Below are 16,288 nucleotides of genomic sequence, written 5' to 3'. Positions count from 1 at the left end.
CTGATTGAACAATATAAAACAATTGGGCTATATATCGTTGCGACAAACTGCCTCAGCATTCTCATAAAATGCGTTTTTAGGCACCTGCTCGGGCAAGATTACATTCACTATGCAACTCTGCCCCTGGCCATTCGTTACTTTTAGCGGCCCTTGCACTTGCTGCCACGACAAAAAGACGTCGCCATGGTTACCGACTGAACTAATCCATTGGTCTTGCTGGTTAAAGACAGCATTCGATTTGGTCAAAGGCTGTCCCTGTTGGTCACGCAACTTCAATAACACTCGCCGCGTCTGGATCACATCAAAATCCACTTTCCCGACCGCACCACGCCCCATTCCCAACACGTACAAACCGTTTTTAATGTCTGCATTCTTCGGCAAACTCTTCGATATCAGCTCCAGGCGCCCGTCGGCATAGGCAGGCATCGCCGGCGCGATGGCATATCCTGCAGCATCGGTCCAGACCGGGCCTTGCGGAGTTTGAATTTTTACGTCGCCGATATTAGCCACGGAAAGAACTGTGAAAGTGTCGCGTACTGGATAAGGCGACAAAGTGAACCCCTTATCATGAAGCACCGCACCACCGGTGACGCGGGCAGACATGGAAGTGCTGTTAGCACCGTAACGTGACCATCCAACGCTGCTCTGCAGATACTTCGGTAAAAGGCTGAGATTAGCGCTGGTCGCGACTTGACGACTCTGATCATCCGTTTCGGTGGCTAAGCTATATCCCAGGAAATCGCTAACACGTTCATTCATTGTCATGCCCGCGCGTTGACGCCGATTATTGCTGCTCACTGAAGCGCTTACTGATTTTGAACCAAAAGGCATGCTGAGCGCGGCGTATACAGCAGTATCGCGAGAACTCCCGCCAGCGCGCTCCACGTTTAACGAGACATGGGCATTTTTTATTGCTTTGGCCCAGCGCAAATTGACGCGGCGCGAGTTGTCGCCAGCAAAGCCCTGAAACTGACTGTAGCCCATGCTGATGCCGCCAAACAGGCGATGGTTGTAACTTAGATTAAAAGACGCTTGCTGCTGAGCACGAGCAGGCAAAATAGCTTCGTCCTGTGGATATGTGGTCGTTGCATAGCGCTTCCCGATATCTGAAAAATTACGAAATCCTTGCGTTTGTATAGCATACGAAGCATTCAGCGTCAGTACCTCGGTCATTTGGGTGCCGGTACTGAGCATCATCTGCATCCCGTTTGTATTCTCCTCGGCGGAATGTGAAAACAAGGTGCTAATACCCAGTTCAAGACCGCGCACCGGCATTCCCGTCAATTGAGTTCCAGCCGCGTAGAAACCGTTCGCCAACAGGCCAGCACCGCTGACGTTGAGTCTGCTACCCATGGGAAAATCCGCCATCGCCGTCAACAGCCAGTTGTTGCTGCCTTGCTCGCTGTCGTCGCCGTAGTTCCAAGGCTTGCCAAAGGCAAGCGAATAACCTTTTTCTTTTGGAGTAAAGCCTATCGCAAATGAACTAGCCGGCACGGTAAAGCCATGCTCGCCGCCGTTTGCCTCAAATACCGTCACCTGCAAATCTATATTCGCATTATTGAGCGCGATATCGGATAGCGAAAACGGGCCAGGAGGAACAATGGTCGAATACAGCAGGACATTATGTTGCTTCACTTCAACCCGTGCCTGGGTTTGTGCAATGCCTTCAACCTTGACACGGGTAGCAGCTTGACGTAACAACGCTCCCTCTGGAAATAGCTGAACCCCCAATAAGTTCGGGGTGGCGAACAAGCTGCCATTGACATTGATCTGCCCTATCTGAAACACGGATTTTCTTTCAATCAGCGTCTTTTGCACGTAGGCATCCAGGTGATTGAACTCCGCAACACCATTCGAATACGAGTAGTTCTGCCTACTGCGCAAAATCCAATCATTGACATTGACGCCAGCTTCAGTACTGACTTGCAGCGTATTGTTGCTACTGCCGCCATAACGGTTGGTCATATACAGCAGATCATAATTCAACAAAGCAGCTTTACCGCCGCTAGTATGGGTGCCAGCGCTGTCCGCCGCTGCGGCGGGACGCAACGCTTCCTGCGGCACAATCAATTCTACTTCTTCCTGACTGGGCCGGAGATGGATAATCGTTTGTGGAAATGCAGCTTCTAAATCGATGCAGGCGTTGGCATCAACCTTCTCCGGAATCGCGATATGCGCACGCGCCAGAAATTGCCGATCCATGCATAAGGCGCCGGACCGACTAAATTCTGCCTGGGCACGTCCAAGCCTGACGCCATTCACCATCAGCTTTATTTGCTGCGGTCCTGGCAAAAACCGTTTCCCTTCACTGAAAAGTTCTGCAACCTCTACGGCAAGACCACGCGCCCTCAACGTGTCCAGATCGAAGCCTTGCGACCCGGCCGTCGCATCAGCATAGACGCCTTGGTGCAACAAGGCAGAAATCAGGCCGGTCATCAGTTTGAGTCGCATGGCAGATACCAGATCGGTTGAATGAAGGGTTTGTCGCTCGACGTTTAAGACAGCAGGTCCCGCACCAACACACGTCGTGAGCTGGCGGCTATAGAAATTCGCGGGAAATAAAGGGAAGGCTGATCCGGCTTTGCCGCATCAGCAGATTTGACAAACGATTTACAAAAACATGACTTCCACCGTAGCGCTGCCTTGGAGGGAGACATTTTCAGAGCTTGGGATATCCGCGCTCTTGCTGATGGACGCCGCGATCACCAGCGGAAAAACATGTATTTTCCCAGGCAAGTTGAGCGAAGCGGAAGCGCCTTGCGTTGCGCCGACATATGGATACAGGCTGCTATAGGCCAGCGCTTTCGCCGATGGCGTGACATAGTTCGTCCAGCCAGTGCTCGCGTCCGGCCTCAGATTGACGGCAACACGCGTTGCCGGAGTGCCGTCAACCGTAGGCATAGCCAGGCCAAGAGCATACGCACCAACCGGCTTGCCCTCTGATGAATTACCCAGTCCCAGCAAATTATTACCGCTATACGACGTCGCCAAAGCCGAAGCAACGCTGCCAGAAAAATCAACTGTCATGGCCGTTGCAGGCTTTTCAGCAGACTTGTTATCTGAAATCTTGATTGCTACGTAGGTCGTTTCAGTGCACGCAACTATCACGTCAATCTGCTTGTTACCGATCGCCGTCGAAGTAGTGGCACTGAGAATATTTCTTCCTATATCGCCAAAATTCGCTATGCCGCCGTCTGACAACTCAACTTTGCATCCAGGCGCCTTGATCGTGCCGGTGACATTTAAATCCTCTGAGGTGTGGGCATGTGCGGCAGCAATTGCACTTAGCGTGAAGATTGCTGCGATGCCTTGTTTTTTCAGTTTCATGAGATGAGTTTTCTTTAAAAGGTTGGTAGACAAATGTCCTGACTTACAGGTAGACCACTTCTATTGTTGATTTGCCATTGAACCTGACATCGTCCTGGCCCGGGATCTTGCTTGACATATCGAGAGACACAGCAATATCCAGTGGAAACTTGAAGTTCTCGCCGCTGAAAAACGCTGCAGCTGGCGTCAGCGCCGTAAAGTATTTGTTAGTCTGCGACAGATTGAAGGTTGCACCGCCCGTCGTAAAAGCAGTACCCGGGCCTGCGGCGTTGTATCCCAGGACAGTAACCGTTGCCGTATCGACTTTGACGTTGCCTAAGCGCATGGCATAACCGCCGATAGGCATACCGTTGCTCGATGTTCCCAGACCGAAAATATTATCGGTCGCCAAATTCACCGTGCCTGGTGTGATTTGTTCAAACCTAAAACTCATCTGGCCAGCTGGCTTATCGGCCGCTGTCAGCGTGTCGGTAGTCTTGATGGCAATATTGGTTTTGCCATTACATTGAACGTCGATGTCCAATTGCTTTGAGCCAATGCCGGTGGTTGCTGTCGGGCTTAAGGTGGAGCGCGCTATATCGCCAAAGTCGACGATCCCGCCATTGCTCAATACAACATCGCAGGCAGGAGACATGATGGTGCCAACCACCTGCAATTGATCCGTTGTCTGCGACCAGGAAGAACCAGCGGCAACGCTCATGACCGACGCCACAAATGCTTGTTTAGATAATTTCATACAATTCCTCATTTAGTTTTCAAAAAATCCGTCACGTCTCAATGCGATGCACAACGGACAAATTTCCTACATCAACAATTAGCCATTTACAATTTGGCCATTTCCTCCACCGGTGCCTCAAGGGCATCCAGTAGATATCCGTTCACCGATGCCGGTGTATAACGAATTTTTTCGGCAGCAACTGGCCCATCTGCCACCCTCAGTGTTTCGCCAGGTAATATGTAATTTTTTGGCAGAGTTATGTTGCGGCCCGCGGGCTGCGCTAACAAGTCTGGTGACATGCGAATTACATAGGGACTGGGATTTTTTACTGCAATACCGGTCGCAGTGTGCTGCCATTGCAGCAACTTCCAAGGTTCTTTATTCGGCGCCAATCCTACCGGCCGGATAATCACGGGGATATTCTGCCGCACAGTAACCCTCACTTTGTTTGGGGCGGTCTGAGGAATTCCTTCAAACGTCGCCCGTTTGAGACGCTCGGTCGTAAATTGTTGCGACTCTTTAAGAATAAAACGCACGGTCTGCTTGTCCCCAGGTTCGACCCTTGTAATAGGCGGGGTCACCAGCAACAGATCGCTTTTATCCTCTTCAATATCGAGTATTTCGGAATGCAACAGCACTGGTCCACTCGAGTTATTTCGCAAAGAAAGCACGCCCTCGCCATCGCTTTGTTGAATAATCACAACTGAAGACTCCAGTTGCAAGGAAGCATGGACAATCGGCGCCGAGAAGACCATCAGCAAAGCAAAGCATTTCTTAAAATGGGAAAATGACCGTTTCATAGTTTCTCTTTCATATGATTAAATTGGATAACATACTTTCGATATGGCACCCTGAAACTTGGCCATTTCTTATATTCTTGATGTAGCCCTCTCGTGAAAACCGCTGGGAAAATGCGGGTTACAACAAGCAATATTCTAGTAATATCCGCCTTTAGCGTATGTAGGAAAAATTCGTAAAATACCGATGAAGTGTCTGATTATTATTTTTGGTTATTGAGTGTTAAATCAAACATACTTGTTCATGATGACGAGATGCACATCACGGTTAGGAAGTTGGCGTGTCGGCATCAATGCCACTGGCCATGACGTTGACCAAAACCTGTCAGCTCAAACGAAAGAATGAAGTTTGGGTAATAGGAGACGCATCGCTCGAATGTATCGTCTGGATAATTGACTCTGCGCATGCAGCTCCCCGGCGTCCCTGGAAGATGAAGGTTTGGCCACAATAAGGATCTCTTTCAAGAGTCGCCGCGCATGGGAGTGGGGAATGAGGAGTGAGGGCGGCAGAAATCAAACCAATGGCGTCATGCATGCGCCAACACCTACTTACCCGCAAACTCCTTCATATGAAAATTCCTGGAAGAAGAATCCGGCCATATTCCACCTCTATAAGCTCCGGCGTTGACATCATGGAAAATATGAGAAAAATCCTCCGGGAGTTTTCTACTCTCTTTATGCGCCAGCCAGACTCTCAGCAAAAGCCTTTTAGAGTCAATCGAATCATCTGCATAGTGTTGTCGAGCGTGATGGCTCAGATGGCTGTTCATAATTAACATATCCCCTTTTTCAAGCTGAACATCCGCACCGATATCTTTATCCATAAACGCCGAATCTATCGCATCCAATAATTTAATTTTTTCCATAATTAACTCATCATTTTTATATTCTCGGCTATCCAATATGCTATCGATAAAATATCTTATGAAATGAGCAACAAACGTCGCCGCAGTATCCGTTGGATAAAATATTTTTGCATCATACCAGGGCAATTCATTGTGATAAATTTCGCCATGTCGGTCAAAAGGAAATTTTTCGCCCAATATCTGTATTAATCTTCCATCCAAAGCATTTAATAATTTGTTGTACAACTGAACCGAATTAACGACATGCGTTACTCCTCCCGTTAACGATTTGTTGAAACAAAATAAAATATTCCGATCGCATCGATCAGTGTGAAAGGGCATGCTTGATCTTGATTTATAGCCTATTTTTGCGGTGATATTATTGTTGTTTTCTTCATGCGTTACTTCTTCCATAAATTTCAAATTTCTTGTTTGCGAAACAGGCCATCCAAAATATTTGCAAATATAGATTAAAATCTTCCTGGCTTTCTTCAGATCATCCCCGTTATAGCAATTTCGCAACAAAACATAACCTAGCCCCTCCTCCAATTCCTGATTGATTTTCATGCACTCTCCGATCAATTGATCTGACAAACACACGTTTTTATAAAAACCAATAAAATCCTCATAAACAATTCCGTCTGTCAATTTCTCCAAATTGAAATGAGCGAAATCTACCGTCAGCATCACTAAAATCCTCAAAAAAATCACCCAAAATAATGCTCTTATCTCTACGCTTAGTTCAGTTCCGGACTGCAAGCAGACAAGTACCTGAACATAAGCTGATGTTTGATGAACACGTTTTTTCTTATTGATTTTCCGAGGCGTTGATGAATTCCGCTGTTTCTCTCGTAATGCCTACCAGCCCTCCGCTCATCATGATGTAATTAGGGTTATATGGATATATAAAACTACCAACCACTTTGACATGTTCATGGTCAATCATTTTTGTGAAATATATCTTTCCTTCCGCCTCGGAGATTTTTTCAATCAAAGTGTTCAGATAACTCTCAAGTGGCACTGAGTTTATTTTTTCGGAATCATTATTCAGGTAAGCGACAACTTCGATATTCTCTATTACTTTACTTAAATTTTGGAAAGTAAATCTGTTGTATACGGGGTGATTGTTCATTTCTCCATATGTTCTATTGTGCCAGTCTTCCATCAACTTTCTGATGGTTACATCATCTGCATTCAGAAGAGAGTGAGGATGCACTCTTCGCTGCAGCATTTCAGTCAACGCTCTTTGCATGGCGTATCTCTTATTTATAGATGTTCCCGCAGAGAATGTTCTGAATGCCGGATTCGGATGCTCCAAGTAAATAAGAAAGGTAGGAATTTTCCACCTGGTTGATGTAATATCAAGAATATATATTTTTCCCCCGAATAATTCGGAAGAGGCAATCTCATATAACTCTTTTAAATCAGGCGGCAAGCTTTCATGATTAACGATATTGCAATATTGCAATTTTTTGCATACAATAACCTTAGTCAAAAATTCTCCTACAGAATAACGCTCAATAATTTCAGATGTGCCATGTATCAGGCATTCTTCCACGCTGGAACCACTGGCGATGCCGTTTCCATTACAATATTTAATAAATTGATCGTAACAAAAATCATCGTCTTTCCTTTTTTCACTTGGGAAATTTCCCGCTGCTGGGAAACCATCTTCGGCTTCTATATAGGCAGGATTAATTAAACCAAGCGGCAAATATACCTGCTCATCGCTATATATTTTTGTATATGGGATGCATAGAATTTTTTTCTCTTGTTCACCCAAAATAGAAAAAGGAATATCCTGATACCAGGAGCTGCCGCCCAATATTTCATGGGATGATTTTATACTAAGGGAATCATTCTTAGAGCACGCATGAAAACTATAATGCTCAATCGCTTCATAGATCGCCGAAACTTTCGCCTCGAGCGTACTAACCCCTTTTCCACCACCGCTACTGATTTCAACACCATTTTTGAATAATTTGCATAGAAATGATTTTTTCGTGTCCCCATAAGATTCCAAGGAACAAGTTATTTCATTTTCCAACAAAAAATCATTTGCTTTTCTAAAAGCCACATCTAAGGGAACGGATCTTTCATATAAGATATTTTCGTATTGCATAGAATTTACCTAAAGAATTATTGAAAAGCGCACGTTGGCTGAAAAGATTTTTGGATGGGGTCAGGCCATTGGGGGCGGGTGATCAACATGACCCAGAAACCAAGTTCCAGGCCATGTTGAATTCGAAGCAATGGATTCCGATTACCGTCGATAAAATACGAAGGTATTATGCTTTTTCAACCGCCCGCTTATCACCGGAAATATTGGAATTGCCAATTTCTTGACCTGCCTGCAATTCATTGCTTTCCGCGAACTTTATCTGACTCAAAAAATATTCCTCACTTTTTGAAAAAACAGTTTTAGCCCTTTTAGCGGACAGTACTGCAATTACATAAATATCGCTTGGACATCCCATTTGAAATTCCTTGTAATATGAGTAAATGAACCACGTTTATAGAACATGGCTTTGCTTTATCCAGTTCTTGGATAATTGAACAACGTCATTCAACGCCCCAAGCCTCTCGCTGGACTAGTTATGCTCGCATTAATATTGAGATGCCTGCATGGGAAATATCCCAAATTTATGGCTGGCAAATCAGGGGGGGCACCTCGAAAAACTTCCCTCAGCATGGCATGATGTCGACACCCCGATTCTGACGTATTGCTCATGATAAAAACTAGTCTGTTTGCCGCCCAGGAACGCGAAGCCAAGCTGGGGAGCACACAGAATTCGGAAAAAATCGGGCGCTAAGTTAAATCAGGGTAGAAGGAGAAAAAGCGTACGTTAGGGATTTCTCCGGAATCCCAGCTATTTTGTGAGCTTGCTGCGAGCCAGCAGGCGCGCCACCGTGAACGGATGAATATTGAATAGGCGCGCGGAATCGGTGGCTGTTTTCTGACCGGAATCGACTAGCTGGACAATTTCCTTTTGTTGCCGTGACGTGAGCTTAGGGCGACGACCGCCGATTCGGCCTTCTCCGCGGGCGGCTAACAAGCCGCCGCGGGTTCGCTCGCGCAGCATGGCACGCTCGAACTCGGCAAACGATCCCACGATCTGCACCATCATGCATTACCCGAGCAAGCTTACATTGCGCTTACCAATACGGCCTTGGCGGCATCGGCTGGTGCGTCGCCCTCCATCACGACGATCTTGCTCGGTGTGGCCTGCTTGTCGGACAACGTCGTGGTGACTTCGCGCAGTGGTCCGATGGCCGTGCCGTTGGCGCCGCCCATCGGGTTGGTCTTGAAGCTGGCCACTGCCGCTTTCTGACCCGTCACATAGACGTTGTACACCGTTTGCGGCTTGAGCTTAAAGAGCGACACTTCCAGGGCGTCGACCACGCCCAGGTTACGCGACACGACAAATCCCTTGGCGTCGCCGGCGACAGCCTTGAGCGCGATATTGATCGGTTCGCTGTTGCCGCGCGCCGTCAGGTTGACCATGCCATCACCTTCGGGCACGGCTTTCGATACGTAGACCAACGCCTGCGGCGCCTGTCCTACGGGCGCGCGGGCGATGACCTTGTTGCTGGCGGTGTCGATCACGTCAACGGCATCGCCGTTTTCCAGTCCGACATAGATCCGGCTATTATCATCCGAGGACCAGACGCCATGTGGTAGCGCGCCTGTGGGGATCGTCGCCATCAGCTTGGGCGTGTCGTCAGTGGTGTAGACCTTCACGGCGTTTTCTCCACCAATGGTGATATACGCATACGTGCTGCCGCCGACCTTGGCGAACGCCAGATGGTTGGTAATCATGCCGGTGTCCAATACCCCCTTGACCTCCAGCTTGTCGGTGTCGATGCGCGTGACCTTGCCGACGTCCTTGTGCGTCATCCACACTTCCTTGAAGTCCGGCGAAAACTGCAGGAATGGCGAAAACGGGCTGACCACCTTGATCTGCTTGATGATCTTGTGCGACTTGACATCGATGATATCGACCACCGGATTGAAACTCGATACGACGAATGCAAGTTTGCCGTTCGGGTGGAACAACACCATGCCGGGGCCGGCGGTGGTATCGATGCGTTGCCTCTCTTTAAAGGTTGTCGGATCGATGACCGAAATATAATTTTCGCCACGCACCACCGCCCAGACTTCCCTGCCGTCGGCGGTAAAGAACCCTTCATGCGGCGAGCGGCCGATGTAGGTCACGCCTTTGACCTTGTTGGTCGCGGTGTCGATGAAGGTGACCGAATTGGAGCCATTGGCAATCGCGATCAAGGTCTTGTGATCCGGTGAAAAGCCAAGTCCGTGGACGTTGATTTCGCCCTTGTAAAGTGGCGACAAGACGTCGGGCCGCTGATTGCCGAGTTTGATCTGACCCAGCAAGGTGTTGGTGACAGGATTGATGACCGACACCGTATTGCTGTTCTGGTCCGCGGTGTAGACGCGGTCCCGACCATCGGGGGCGGCGCTGGCAGAATGGGCGAGCGCGACACTGACCGTCAATGCGCAGAGAAGGGACGAGTTTTTCATTTGTGAATTTTTCCAGAGTTGATTAGATTATTTGGATGGGGCCGGCACGCGCGGTTGCAGCGACTGGTAGCGTGTCAGCCATGCCTGCATCAGCTTGATTTCGTTCTGTTGTTCGGTCAGGATGCCTTGCGCAAGATTTTGCAACTCTGGGTCCTTGTTGTAGAGCAGCAGCGCCTTGGCCATGTCGACCGCGCCCTGATGGTGGGGAATCATCATCGTGACGAAATCATGTTCGGCCACGCCGCTCATCGGCGCGCGACGCATGCCGTCGTCCATGACCGCCATGGCATCGTTCATCAGCGTGGAAAACGGCTTGGCAGTACTGGCCACGAACGGTGGCGGTGATTTTTGTGTTGGTACCGGATGCTGATGCATATCTTGTGCAGCGGCCGGCAGCCACGAAAGGCTTAGCGAGCAGGCAATGCTGACAACCAGCAATCGACTCCGGCGGGTCCAGAGCAGGGATGCTGATTTGAATTCGGGTGATTTCATGATGGTTTTTCCAGTTGTTCGTAGACGTTCGTGGCAATGCGCGCGAGCTCGCCTTTATTGATGCCTGCGGACAGTGCATAGCCGAATTTTCCATCGATCCAGTAAAACACGTTGACCGGACCTTCCTGCGCAAACTTGAATCCGCTATTCTTGTTTAGCGCCTGCTCGGTCGAGACATACAAGGTCAGGCGCTGACCGGTCGCATCGTGATACATGAACTGTGCCACTGGTCCGCTCTGGCCCGGCAACAGGCGCCCGCCGATCAGTTCATAGCCAAGCTTGCCGAGCTTGGGTGGCCGAATCTGGGTGCCGATACGCTTCGAGAGCCACGCCACGAGCTGGTCTTCCTGGTTCGCGCCGATTTCAACCGGACGCTTTACATCGGGACTGAAAACGACATGCGCAATGGCAGCCTGACGCGCAAAGCTGGCGAACTGCTGCGTCGTAGCTGGCGTCGCGACAGTAGTGCGCGCAAGCTGGGCGTCATGCTGCCCATGCAGCGTCCAACCGGCGCCGCCGCTGGCAACGGCGATCACCAGACCGGCTGCCAGGCACTGCAGCATCCAGCCATAGTTGCGCGGCGGTGCCGACAGGCGCGCAGGAACTGGTTCGTCCAGTACCGGATCGAACAGCGCGCGCAAGCTCGCATTTTGCGCCCGAAACACCCGTACCCGCGCCAGCTCATCGGGACGTGAGGCGAGGTAGGCTTCAATTTCTGCGTGCCGCACAGCAGGCAGCAAACCATCGACATAGGCGTGCAAATCGGCTTCGGTCACAGGAAAAATAGTCATTTCACGACTTTCAATAGCGACGCGACGGTGCGACCTTCCATCACCGCGCGCAGTTTTTCGCGGGCGCGGGACAAGCGCGACATGACAGTGCCCACAGGGATCCCCAGGCTTGCTGCGACTTCGTCATAGGTCATTTCTTCCAACGCGACCAGAAGCAGGATTTCACGCTGTTCGGTCCGCAGCTGGCGCAAGGCATATTCCATATCGCGTATTTCCAATCCGTGTGTCTGCGTCGCTTTGACGTGGGGCATCGGGGTGTGATCGTCCAATTCCTCGGTCAATAGAGACGGCTTACGGATCCGGTCGACATGCATGTTGTGCATGATCCCAAAGAGCCATGCGCGCATGTTGCTATCGTGCTGGAACGTGGCCAGCTTGTGCCATCCACGTTCCAGCGTATCCTGCACCAGGTCATCGGCGCCAGTGTGATTGCCAATCAGCGCCCGTGCATAACGGCGCAGGCGAGGAATACAGGCTACCAACTGAGTACTTGCGTCTTGCATGAATGTTCCGTCACGTTGATCAAACAAACCGATGTCGATCCCAAGAAAGTTTAGACCTTAGTCCTTGACAACATGCCATACATTCTTGAAATTGTCTCCGGCGCGCTCACCTGGCTTGGTGTCGGCCACATACCGATAGAGCGGTTTGCCGTTGTAAGCAAGCTGTTTTGCGTCGTCGTCACGCGTGACGACAGAATACGGTGAAGCTACCTGCGATCCTGCAGCCACAGGGACAGGCGGCCAAATGGCTGCGCAAGGTCCGATGCAGGCGCTTTATCCGCTGTCTTGCACATCCTGGTCAAATATATACAGCGTCATGCCGGCGGTGCTGACCAGAATCCCATCCGCTTTCATGGCGGGTGCGGTTTGACTGGATGCAGCATCCGCATAAGGCATAAATGCGGCAATGGTTGGCAACGGTATGTAACAGATTTTCATCGGAGGTGCCGGTTCAATATAAACACGGGCTGAACATCAGTTGGCTTTGACGGGATGCGAGCAATTGGCATCGCATCCATCACGAGTTGTTAATACGCAGCAAATGCCAGCTTGGGATCGATCTGCCATGTTTCGCTAACCAGCTTGCCGTCGCGGTAGGTCAACACATACCGTACCTTGATTGGCATTTTCCCTTCGAACTGGACATTCGCGAGTACCGTTGCGCCTTTCGGATTGACCGATTCTTCCAGATTGTTGATCGTCACTTTCAGCGGGCCGACTGCCTTGCCAAATTTCTCCCAGGTGCCGCGAATGTTGTCCTGACTAACGTAGGTGCCATCGAGAGGGCCGCCGACCCAGTTGAGCTGGGCGCTATCAGCATAACCGCGCATGATGATTGGTATGTTGCCGGCACCGATTGCAGCGAAATGCGTCTGCGCCGCGTCAACCGCTGGACCGGCCAGGGCGCTGCCGATAGGAAGTGCGAAAAGGGATGCAGCGATAAATAATTGTTTCATGATCTTGGCTCCGAAGGGGGGAGTGTGCTTACATGAAGGTAAACGCGTTGCGTGGTGATGTATTCCATGTTTCTAAAAATAATTTTATGGTACTGTCAACTTAACGCGCCTGCGCAAGTGAATCGCCCCGGGTATCGTGGAGGCCCTTTGGTGTGAGTCAGGCCGACTTTGGTGTGAGTCAGGCCGACATGGCCTGTTCGGAAAGTTGTTGATAGTATTTTGTCTCAGCTTCAGCCGGCGGTATATAACCGAGGGGTTCGAGCAGCCGGTGATGGTTGAACCAGGCTACCCATTCCAGCGTCGCCAATTCAACGGCTTCGCGGGTCTTCCAGGGAGCACGACGATGTAGCAGTTCCGCTTTGTACAAGCCGTTGATGGTCTCGGCCAGGGCATTATCATAGCTGTCGCCGATGCTTCCCACGGAAGGGCAATGCCGGCTTCGGCCTGACGTTCGCTGTACCGAATCGACACATATTGAGACCCTCTGTCGCTATAGTGAATCAAGATTTCGTTGCGTTCCGGCCGCCGGGCATACAGTGCCTGCTCCAGGGCGTCGAGCACGAAGTCCGTGTGCATCGTGCTGCTGACACGCCAGCCGACAATGCGTCGGGCAAACACGTCGATGACGAAAGCGACATAGACGAATCCCTGCCAAGTGGAAACATACGTAAAATCGCTCACCCAGAGCTGGTTCGGCCGCTCGACACTGAATTGCCGACGGACCCGATCCAGTGGACAAGGGGCTGCCGGATTGCCTATCGTCGTGCGCACCACCTTGCCCCTGCGTACGCCGCGCAAGCCGTGGCGCCGCATGAGGCGTTCGATCGTACAACGGGCCACAACCATGCCTTCCCGGCGCAGCTGTCGCCAGACCTTATCGGCGCCGTAGACTTGCAGGTTGGCGTGCCACACCCGCTCAATGTGTGGCATCAAGGCGGTGTCGCGCTGCGCGCGCTGACTGCACAAGGCCGGATTGCGCTGTCTGGCAGCATGGCGCCAGTACCCAGACGGGGCGACCCGCAATACACCTTGCAGATCGACTCAACCCCGAACCTCTCGCGATGTTGATCGGTGAAATCTCTCATGGCTTGAAGCGGCGGTCGAGCTCCGCCTGGGCAAAAAAAGCACTCGCCAGGCGTAAAATCTCGTTCGCCTTGCGCAACTCACGCACTTCGCGTTCAAGTGCTTTGACATGTTCTTGCTCAGCCGTGCTCAGACCCTTGCGTTGGCCAGTGTTACGCTCGTGCTGGCAGATCCAGCGCCGGAGAGTTTCTGGGGCGCAGCCCATCTTGGCGGAAATGGAGAGGATCGCCGCCCATTGCGATTCGTACTCATCTTTGGATTGGAAGACCATCCGCACTGCGCGATCCCGTACTTCCGGTGAAAATTTAATCGGTTTCTGTTTGTCCATAGCCCCATTCTCTCAAATAATGGAGCCTCCTCAAAACCCGGGGCGATTCAATATGATTATCAGAACCGAAAACTTGCAGCAGTCAATTTTGGAGGCCGTCAAATCTCATAAAGCTGGACTGGAACTGGCGATGCTGTCACTTTTACTCGGCCCCTAACTTGTTTATTCATACCTTCAGGAGGATTGATTTTGGCATTCTTGTAGTCTTTTACCGTCACCTTCTTCGCATCGTACATCTTAACTATATGATCAGCGGGAACATCGCCTTTTATAACCACCTCTTGGGATCCCTTTGCGAACCCTTCTGCGGTACCGCCGCCACTTTCTCCAAATACTTTCCTTCTGTCATCCGAATTCGTAAGGTCATACGTTTCTCGCGTCTGATTTGGGTTGCGGAACTGCACTACCCGGCCGCCACCTGGGGTGGTAGTGGCCCATGCAGCGGCGGTTTTCAAACTGCGTGTAGCTGATATCCAAGGCGACTTAATTTTTGCGCTCGATCCAGCACGAATATGTGCTGCTGCACTCAGATCAGGATTGTAGTCTGGCGGAGGCTGCAAACCGTCACGATATGGGTCCTCATTTTTACGTACCGAGCGGTAGAGAACTTGTGAATCTTCACTTTCGGAGTCACCCTCGGACAGGTAATGGAGCTTCCTGGTCCGCGCTCTTTTTGTATTGGGGGCATTGGCACTGCCGGGCGAGCGCTCGCGGGGCTCATGAGATGCTTCTCCCACGATTGGCCTTTCTTGATCAAACACGGTCTGCTGTCGCGTGGAATGTTCGCCAGCTTCTCGCTCAATTTTACCCAAACTCGTACTGTTTTTGAAAGCGGGTGTCGCCATCATTGTTGGGGCGAGTCTATTCGTCTCCAATATATCGTCATCCTCGTCTGATGGCCTGTGACGACGGTTAATTAAATCATTTGCAGGTTAATATTTAAACATGATAGTCTCCATAATATTACTTACTTGACAGTATTGAATTTTTACCAAATTAAAAGAACATCTATCGCAAATAGTAATGCATCAGAACGCGGGGCAAGGCGAATGTGCAAAGTGACCTTCCCCTGAAATTTAGTCTTCCATCGGTACCGTAAAATAACGATACTTGGGGCCCCCTTTACCGTCAACAGAAAGTCGACTGATTTACTTTCCTTGTCCATGGCACGATAGAGGTATTTCCAGGCACCGTTGACTTTCGTAGTGGAAAGCAAAGTTGTCACCGCAAAAAGCGGGCTTTGACCCTGGGTGTTTGCTTGAGTTGACAAATTTACCGTCACGAAAAAGAAAACAAATCCGTCAATTCGCAGCAATGGAAAGAAAGGTTGTCAATTGGCAGCTTGGGGGGCGGCGTAAAACTTGGACTGGTTTATGCCGTAAATCCAAGGCTTTTTCGGTATTCGAGGGGACTGAGTGAGCCAAGGGATATCTTGATGCGCTTTTCGTTATACCAGCAAATGTAAGAATCAACTACCTGAATGAATTGCTCAATGGTTGTAGCCTGCCAGTCACGAGGGTAGAACAACTCCGTCTTCAGCCGCCCGAAGAAGCCCTCACACGCGGCATTGTCGAGCGAGCATCCTTTGCGGGACATCGAACGAATCAGCTTTGCGTTATGCATTCTTGAGAGCCACCCAGGCCAGCGATAGTGGGCGCCCCGATCAGAGTGAACGACAGGCCGGTCTCCGCCGTTGGCGACCGTCTCGATGGTTGCATCCAACATCGTGTTCACCAGATCGGCATCTGGACGCGTGCCGATGGACCAACTGATAACCAAGCTGTTTTATGAAATTTTCAACAAGCACTTATAAAGAACACTCGATAAATCATTTCATTTCATAAAAACATAACTAAACACTCTTTAATTTTTTTCGAAATCGCCCTTATATTCGATGCATCTGGGTTT

Annotated in this window: 14 protein-coding genes, 3 pseudogenes and 1 other annotated feature; all 17 genes and pseudogenes read right to left on the bottom strand. The window is 50.2% G+C overall.

From position 1 onward, the window contains the following. Positions 1-27: 27 nt before the first annotated feature. Positions 28-2,451 (bottom strand): fimbria/pilus outer membrane usher protein, encoded by a 2,424-nt coding sequence (locus KHU30_RS24555; RefSeq protein WP_211445222.1) that lies wholly within the window; start codon positions 2,449-2,451, stop codon positions 28-30. Between the two features lie 159 nt (positions 2,452-2,610). After that, positions 2,611-3,327: a DUF1120 domain-containing protein gene (locus KHU30_RS24550; RefSeq protein ID WP_211445221.1), complete on the bottom strand. Its 717-nt coding sequence runs from the start codon at positions 3,325-3,327 to the stop codon at positions 2,611-2,613. A 43-nt stretch (positions 3,328-3,370) separates the two neighbouring features. After that, positions 3,371-4,063, bottom strand: coding sequence for a DUF1120 domain-containing protein (locus tag KHU30_RS24545; RefSeq protein ID WP_211445220.1), 693 nt, complete (start codon positions 4,061-4,063; stop codon positions 3,371-3,373). Between the two features lie 86 nt (positions 4,064-4,149). Next, positions 4,150-4,845 carry a fimbria/pilus chaperone family protein gene (locus KHU30_RS24540; RefSeq protein ID WP_211445219.1) on the bottom strand — a complete coding sequence of 232 codons (696 nt, stop codon included), beginning with the start codon at positions 4,843-4,845 and terminating at the stop codon, positions 4,150-4,152. Between the two features lie 542 nt (positions 4,846-5,387). Then, positions 5,388-6,374 carry a TauD/TfdA family dioxygenase gene (locus tag KHU30_RS24535; RefSeq protein WP_211445218.1) on the bottom strand — a complete coding sequence of 329 codons (987 nt, stop codon included), beginning with the start codon at positions 6,372-6,374 and terminating at the stop codon, positions 5,388-5,390. Positions 6,375-6,495: 121 nt separating this feature from the next. Next, positions 6,496-7,809: a YcaO-like family protein gene (locus KHU30_RS24530; protein WP_211445217.1), complete on the bottom strand. Its 1,314-nt coding sequence runs from the start codon at positions 7,807-7,809 to the stop codon at positions 6,496-6,498. 166 nt (positions 7,810-7,975) lie between these two features. Beyond that, entirely contained in the window at positions 7,976-8,164 is a 189-nt protein-coding gene (locus KHU30_RS24525; RefSeq protein ID WP_211445216.1) for a hypothetical protein, read from the bottom strand. A 393-nt stretch (positions 8,165-8,557) separates the two neighbouring features. Continuing rightward, complete coding sequence (locus KHU30_RS24520; protein ID WP_211445215.1) at positions 8,558-8,815, bottom strand: recombinase family protein; 258 nt, start codon at positions 8,813-8,815, stop codon at positions 8,558-8,560. Positions 8,816-8,832: 17 nt separating this feature from the next. Continuing rightward, complete coding sequence (locus KHU30_RS24515) at positions 8,833-10,227, bottom strand: YVTN family beta-propeller repeat protein (protein WP_211445214.1); 1,395 nt, start codon at positions 10,225-10,227, stop codon at positions 8,833-8,835. A gap of 27 nt (positions 10,228-10,254) precedes the next feature. Then, positions 10,255-10,602 (bottom strand): DUF305 domain-containing protein, encoded by a 348-nt coding sequence (locus KHU30_RS24510; RefSeq protein ID WP_230427566.1) that lies wholly within the window; start codon positions 10,600-10,602, stop codon positions 10,255-10,257. A 113-nt stretch (positions 10,603-10,715) separates the two neighbouring features. After that, entirely contained in the window at positions 10,716-11,510 is a 795-nt protein-coding gene (locus KHU30_RS24505; RefSeq protein ID WP_211445212.1) for an anti-sigma factor family protein, read from the bottom strand. Continuing rightward, complete coding sequence (locus KHU30_RS24500; protein ID WP_211445211.1) at positions 11,507-12,013, bottom strand: RNA polymerase sigma factor; 507 nt, start codon at positions 12,011-12,013, stop codon at positions 11,507-11,509. The genes KHU30_RS24505 and KHU30_RS24500 overlap by 4 nt, the downstream gene beginning before the upstream one ends. Before the next feature lie 57 nt (positions 12,014-12,070). Next, positions 12,071-12,451: pseudogene (locus tag KHU30_RS25810) on the bottom strand (COG4315 family predicted lipoprotein). An 89-nt stretch (positions 12,452-12,540) separates the two neighbouring features. Continuing rightward, positions 12,541-12,969 carry a nuclear transport factor 2 family protein gene (locus KHU30_RS24490; protein ID WP_211445210.1) on the bottom strand — a complete coding sequence of 143 codons (429 nt, stop codon included), beginning with the start codon at positions 12,967-12,969 and terminating at the stop codon, positions 12,541-12,543. A gap of 178 nt (positions 12,970-13,147) precedes the next feature. Then, positions 13,148-14,380, bottom strand: a pseudogene (locus KHU30_RS24485) (IS3 family transposase). Continuing rightward, positions 13,978-14,096, bottom strand: a sequence feature (AL1L pseudoknot). (Overlaps the previous pseudogene by 119 nt.) Before the next feature lie 98 nt (positions 14,381-14,478). Then, positions 14,479-15,228, bottom strand: coding sequence for a DUF7587 domain-containing protein (locus KHU30_RS24480; RefSeq protein WP_211445209.1), 750 nt, complete (start codon positions 15,226-15,228; stop codon positions 14,479-14,481). A gap of 523 nt (positions 15,229-15,751) precedes the next feature. Further along, positions 15,752-16,165: pseudogene (locus tag KHU30_RS24475) on the bottom strand (transposase); the annotation flags it as partial. Between the last annotated feature and the right edge of the window lie 123 nt (positions 16,166-16,288).

Origin of the sequence: Collimonas humicola (assembly GCF_018304945.1) — a bacterium.
Taxonomy (GTDB): domain Bacteria; phylum Pseudomonadota; class Gammaproteobacteria; order Burkholderiales; family Burkholderiaceae_D; genus Collimonas; species Collimonas humicola.
This window is presented reverse-complemented; position numbering and strand designations above follow the sequence as displayed.

Excerpts from the sequence above, each read along its gene's own strand:
- KHU30_RS24555 (WP_211445222.1), bottom strand. The coding sequence starts at position 2,451 with ATGCGACTCAAACTGATGACCGGCCTGATTTCTGCCTTGTTGCACCAA.
- KHU30_RS24550 (WP_211445221.1), bottom strand. The coding sequence starts at position 3,327 with ATGAAACTGAAAAAACAAGGCATCGCAGCAATCTTCACGCTAAGTGCA.
- KHU30_RS24545 (WP_211445220.1), bottom strand. The coding sequence starts at position 4,063 with ATGAAATTATCTAAACAAGCATTTGTGGCGTCGGTCATGAGCGTTGCC.
- KHU30_RS24540 (WP_211445219.1), bottom strand. The coding sequence starts at position 4,845 with ATGAAACGGTCATTTTCCCATTTTAAGAAATGCTTTGCTTTGCTGATG.
- KHU30_RS24535 (WP_211445218.1), bottom strand. The coding sequence starts at position 6,374 with ATGCTGACGGTAGATTTCGCTCATTTCAATTTGGAGAAATTGACAGAC.
- KHU30_RS24530 (WP_211445217.1), bottom strand. The coding sequence starts at position 7,809 with ATGCAATACGAAAATATCTTATATGAAAGATCCGTTCCCTTAGATGTG.
- KHU30_RS24525 (WP_211445216.1), bottom strand. The coding sequence starts at position 8,164 with ATGGGATGTCCAAGCGATATTTATGTAATTGCAGTACTGTCCGCTAAA.
- KHU30_RS24520 (WP_211445215.1), bottom strand. The coding sequence starts at position 8,815 with ATGATGGTGCAGATCGTGGGATCGTTTGCCGAGTTCGAGCGTGCCATG.
- KHU30_RS24515 (WP_211445214.1), bottom strand. The coding sequence starts at position 10,227 with ATGAAAAACTCGTCCCTTCTCTGCGCATTGACGGTCAGTGTCGCGCTC.
- KHU30_RS24510 (WP_230427566.1), bottom strand. The coding sequence starts at position 10,602 with ATGCATCAGCATCCGGTACCAACACAAAAATCACCGCCACCGTTCGTG.
- KHU30_RS24505 (WP_211445212.1), bottom strand. The coding sequence starts at position 11,510 with ATGACTATTTTTCCTGTGACCGAAGCCGATTTGCACGCCTATGTCGAT.
- KHU30_RS24500 (WP_211445211.1), bottom strand. The coding sequence starts at position 12,013 with ATGCAAGACGCAAGTACTCAGTTGGTAGCCTGTATTCCTCGCCTGCGC.
- KHU30_RS24490 (WP_211445210.1), bottom strand. The coding sequence starts at position 12,969 with ATGAAACAATTATTTATCGCTGCATCCCTTTTCGCACTTCCTATCGGC.
- KHU30_RS24480 (WP_211445209.1), bottom strand. The coding sequence starts at position 15,228 with ATGATGGCGACACCCGCTTTCAAAAACAGTACGAGTTTGGGTAAAATT.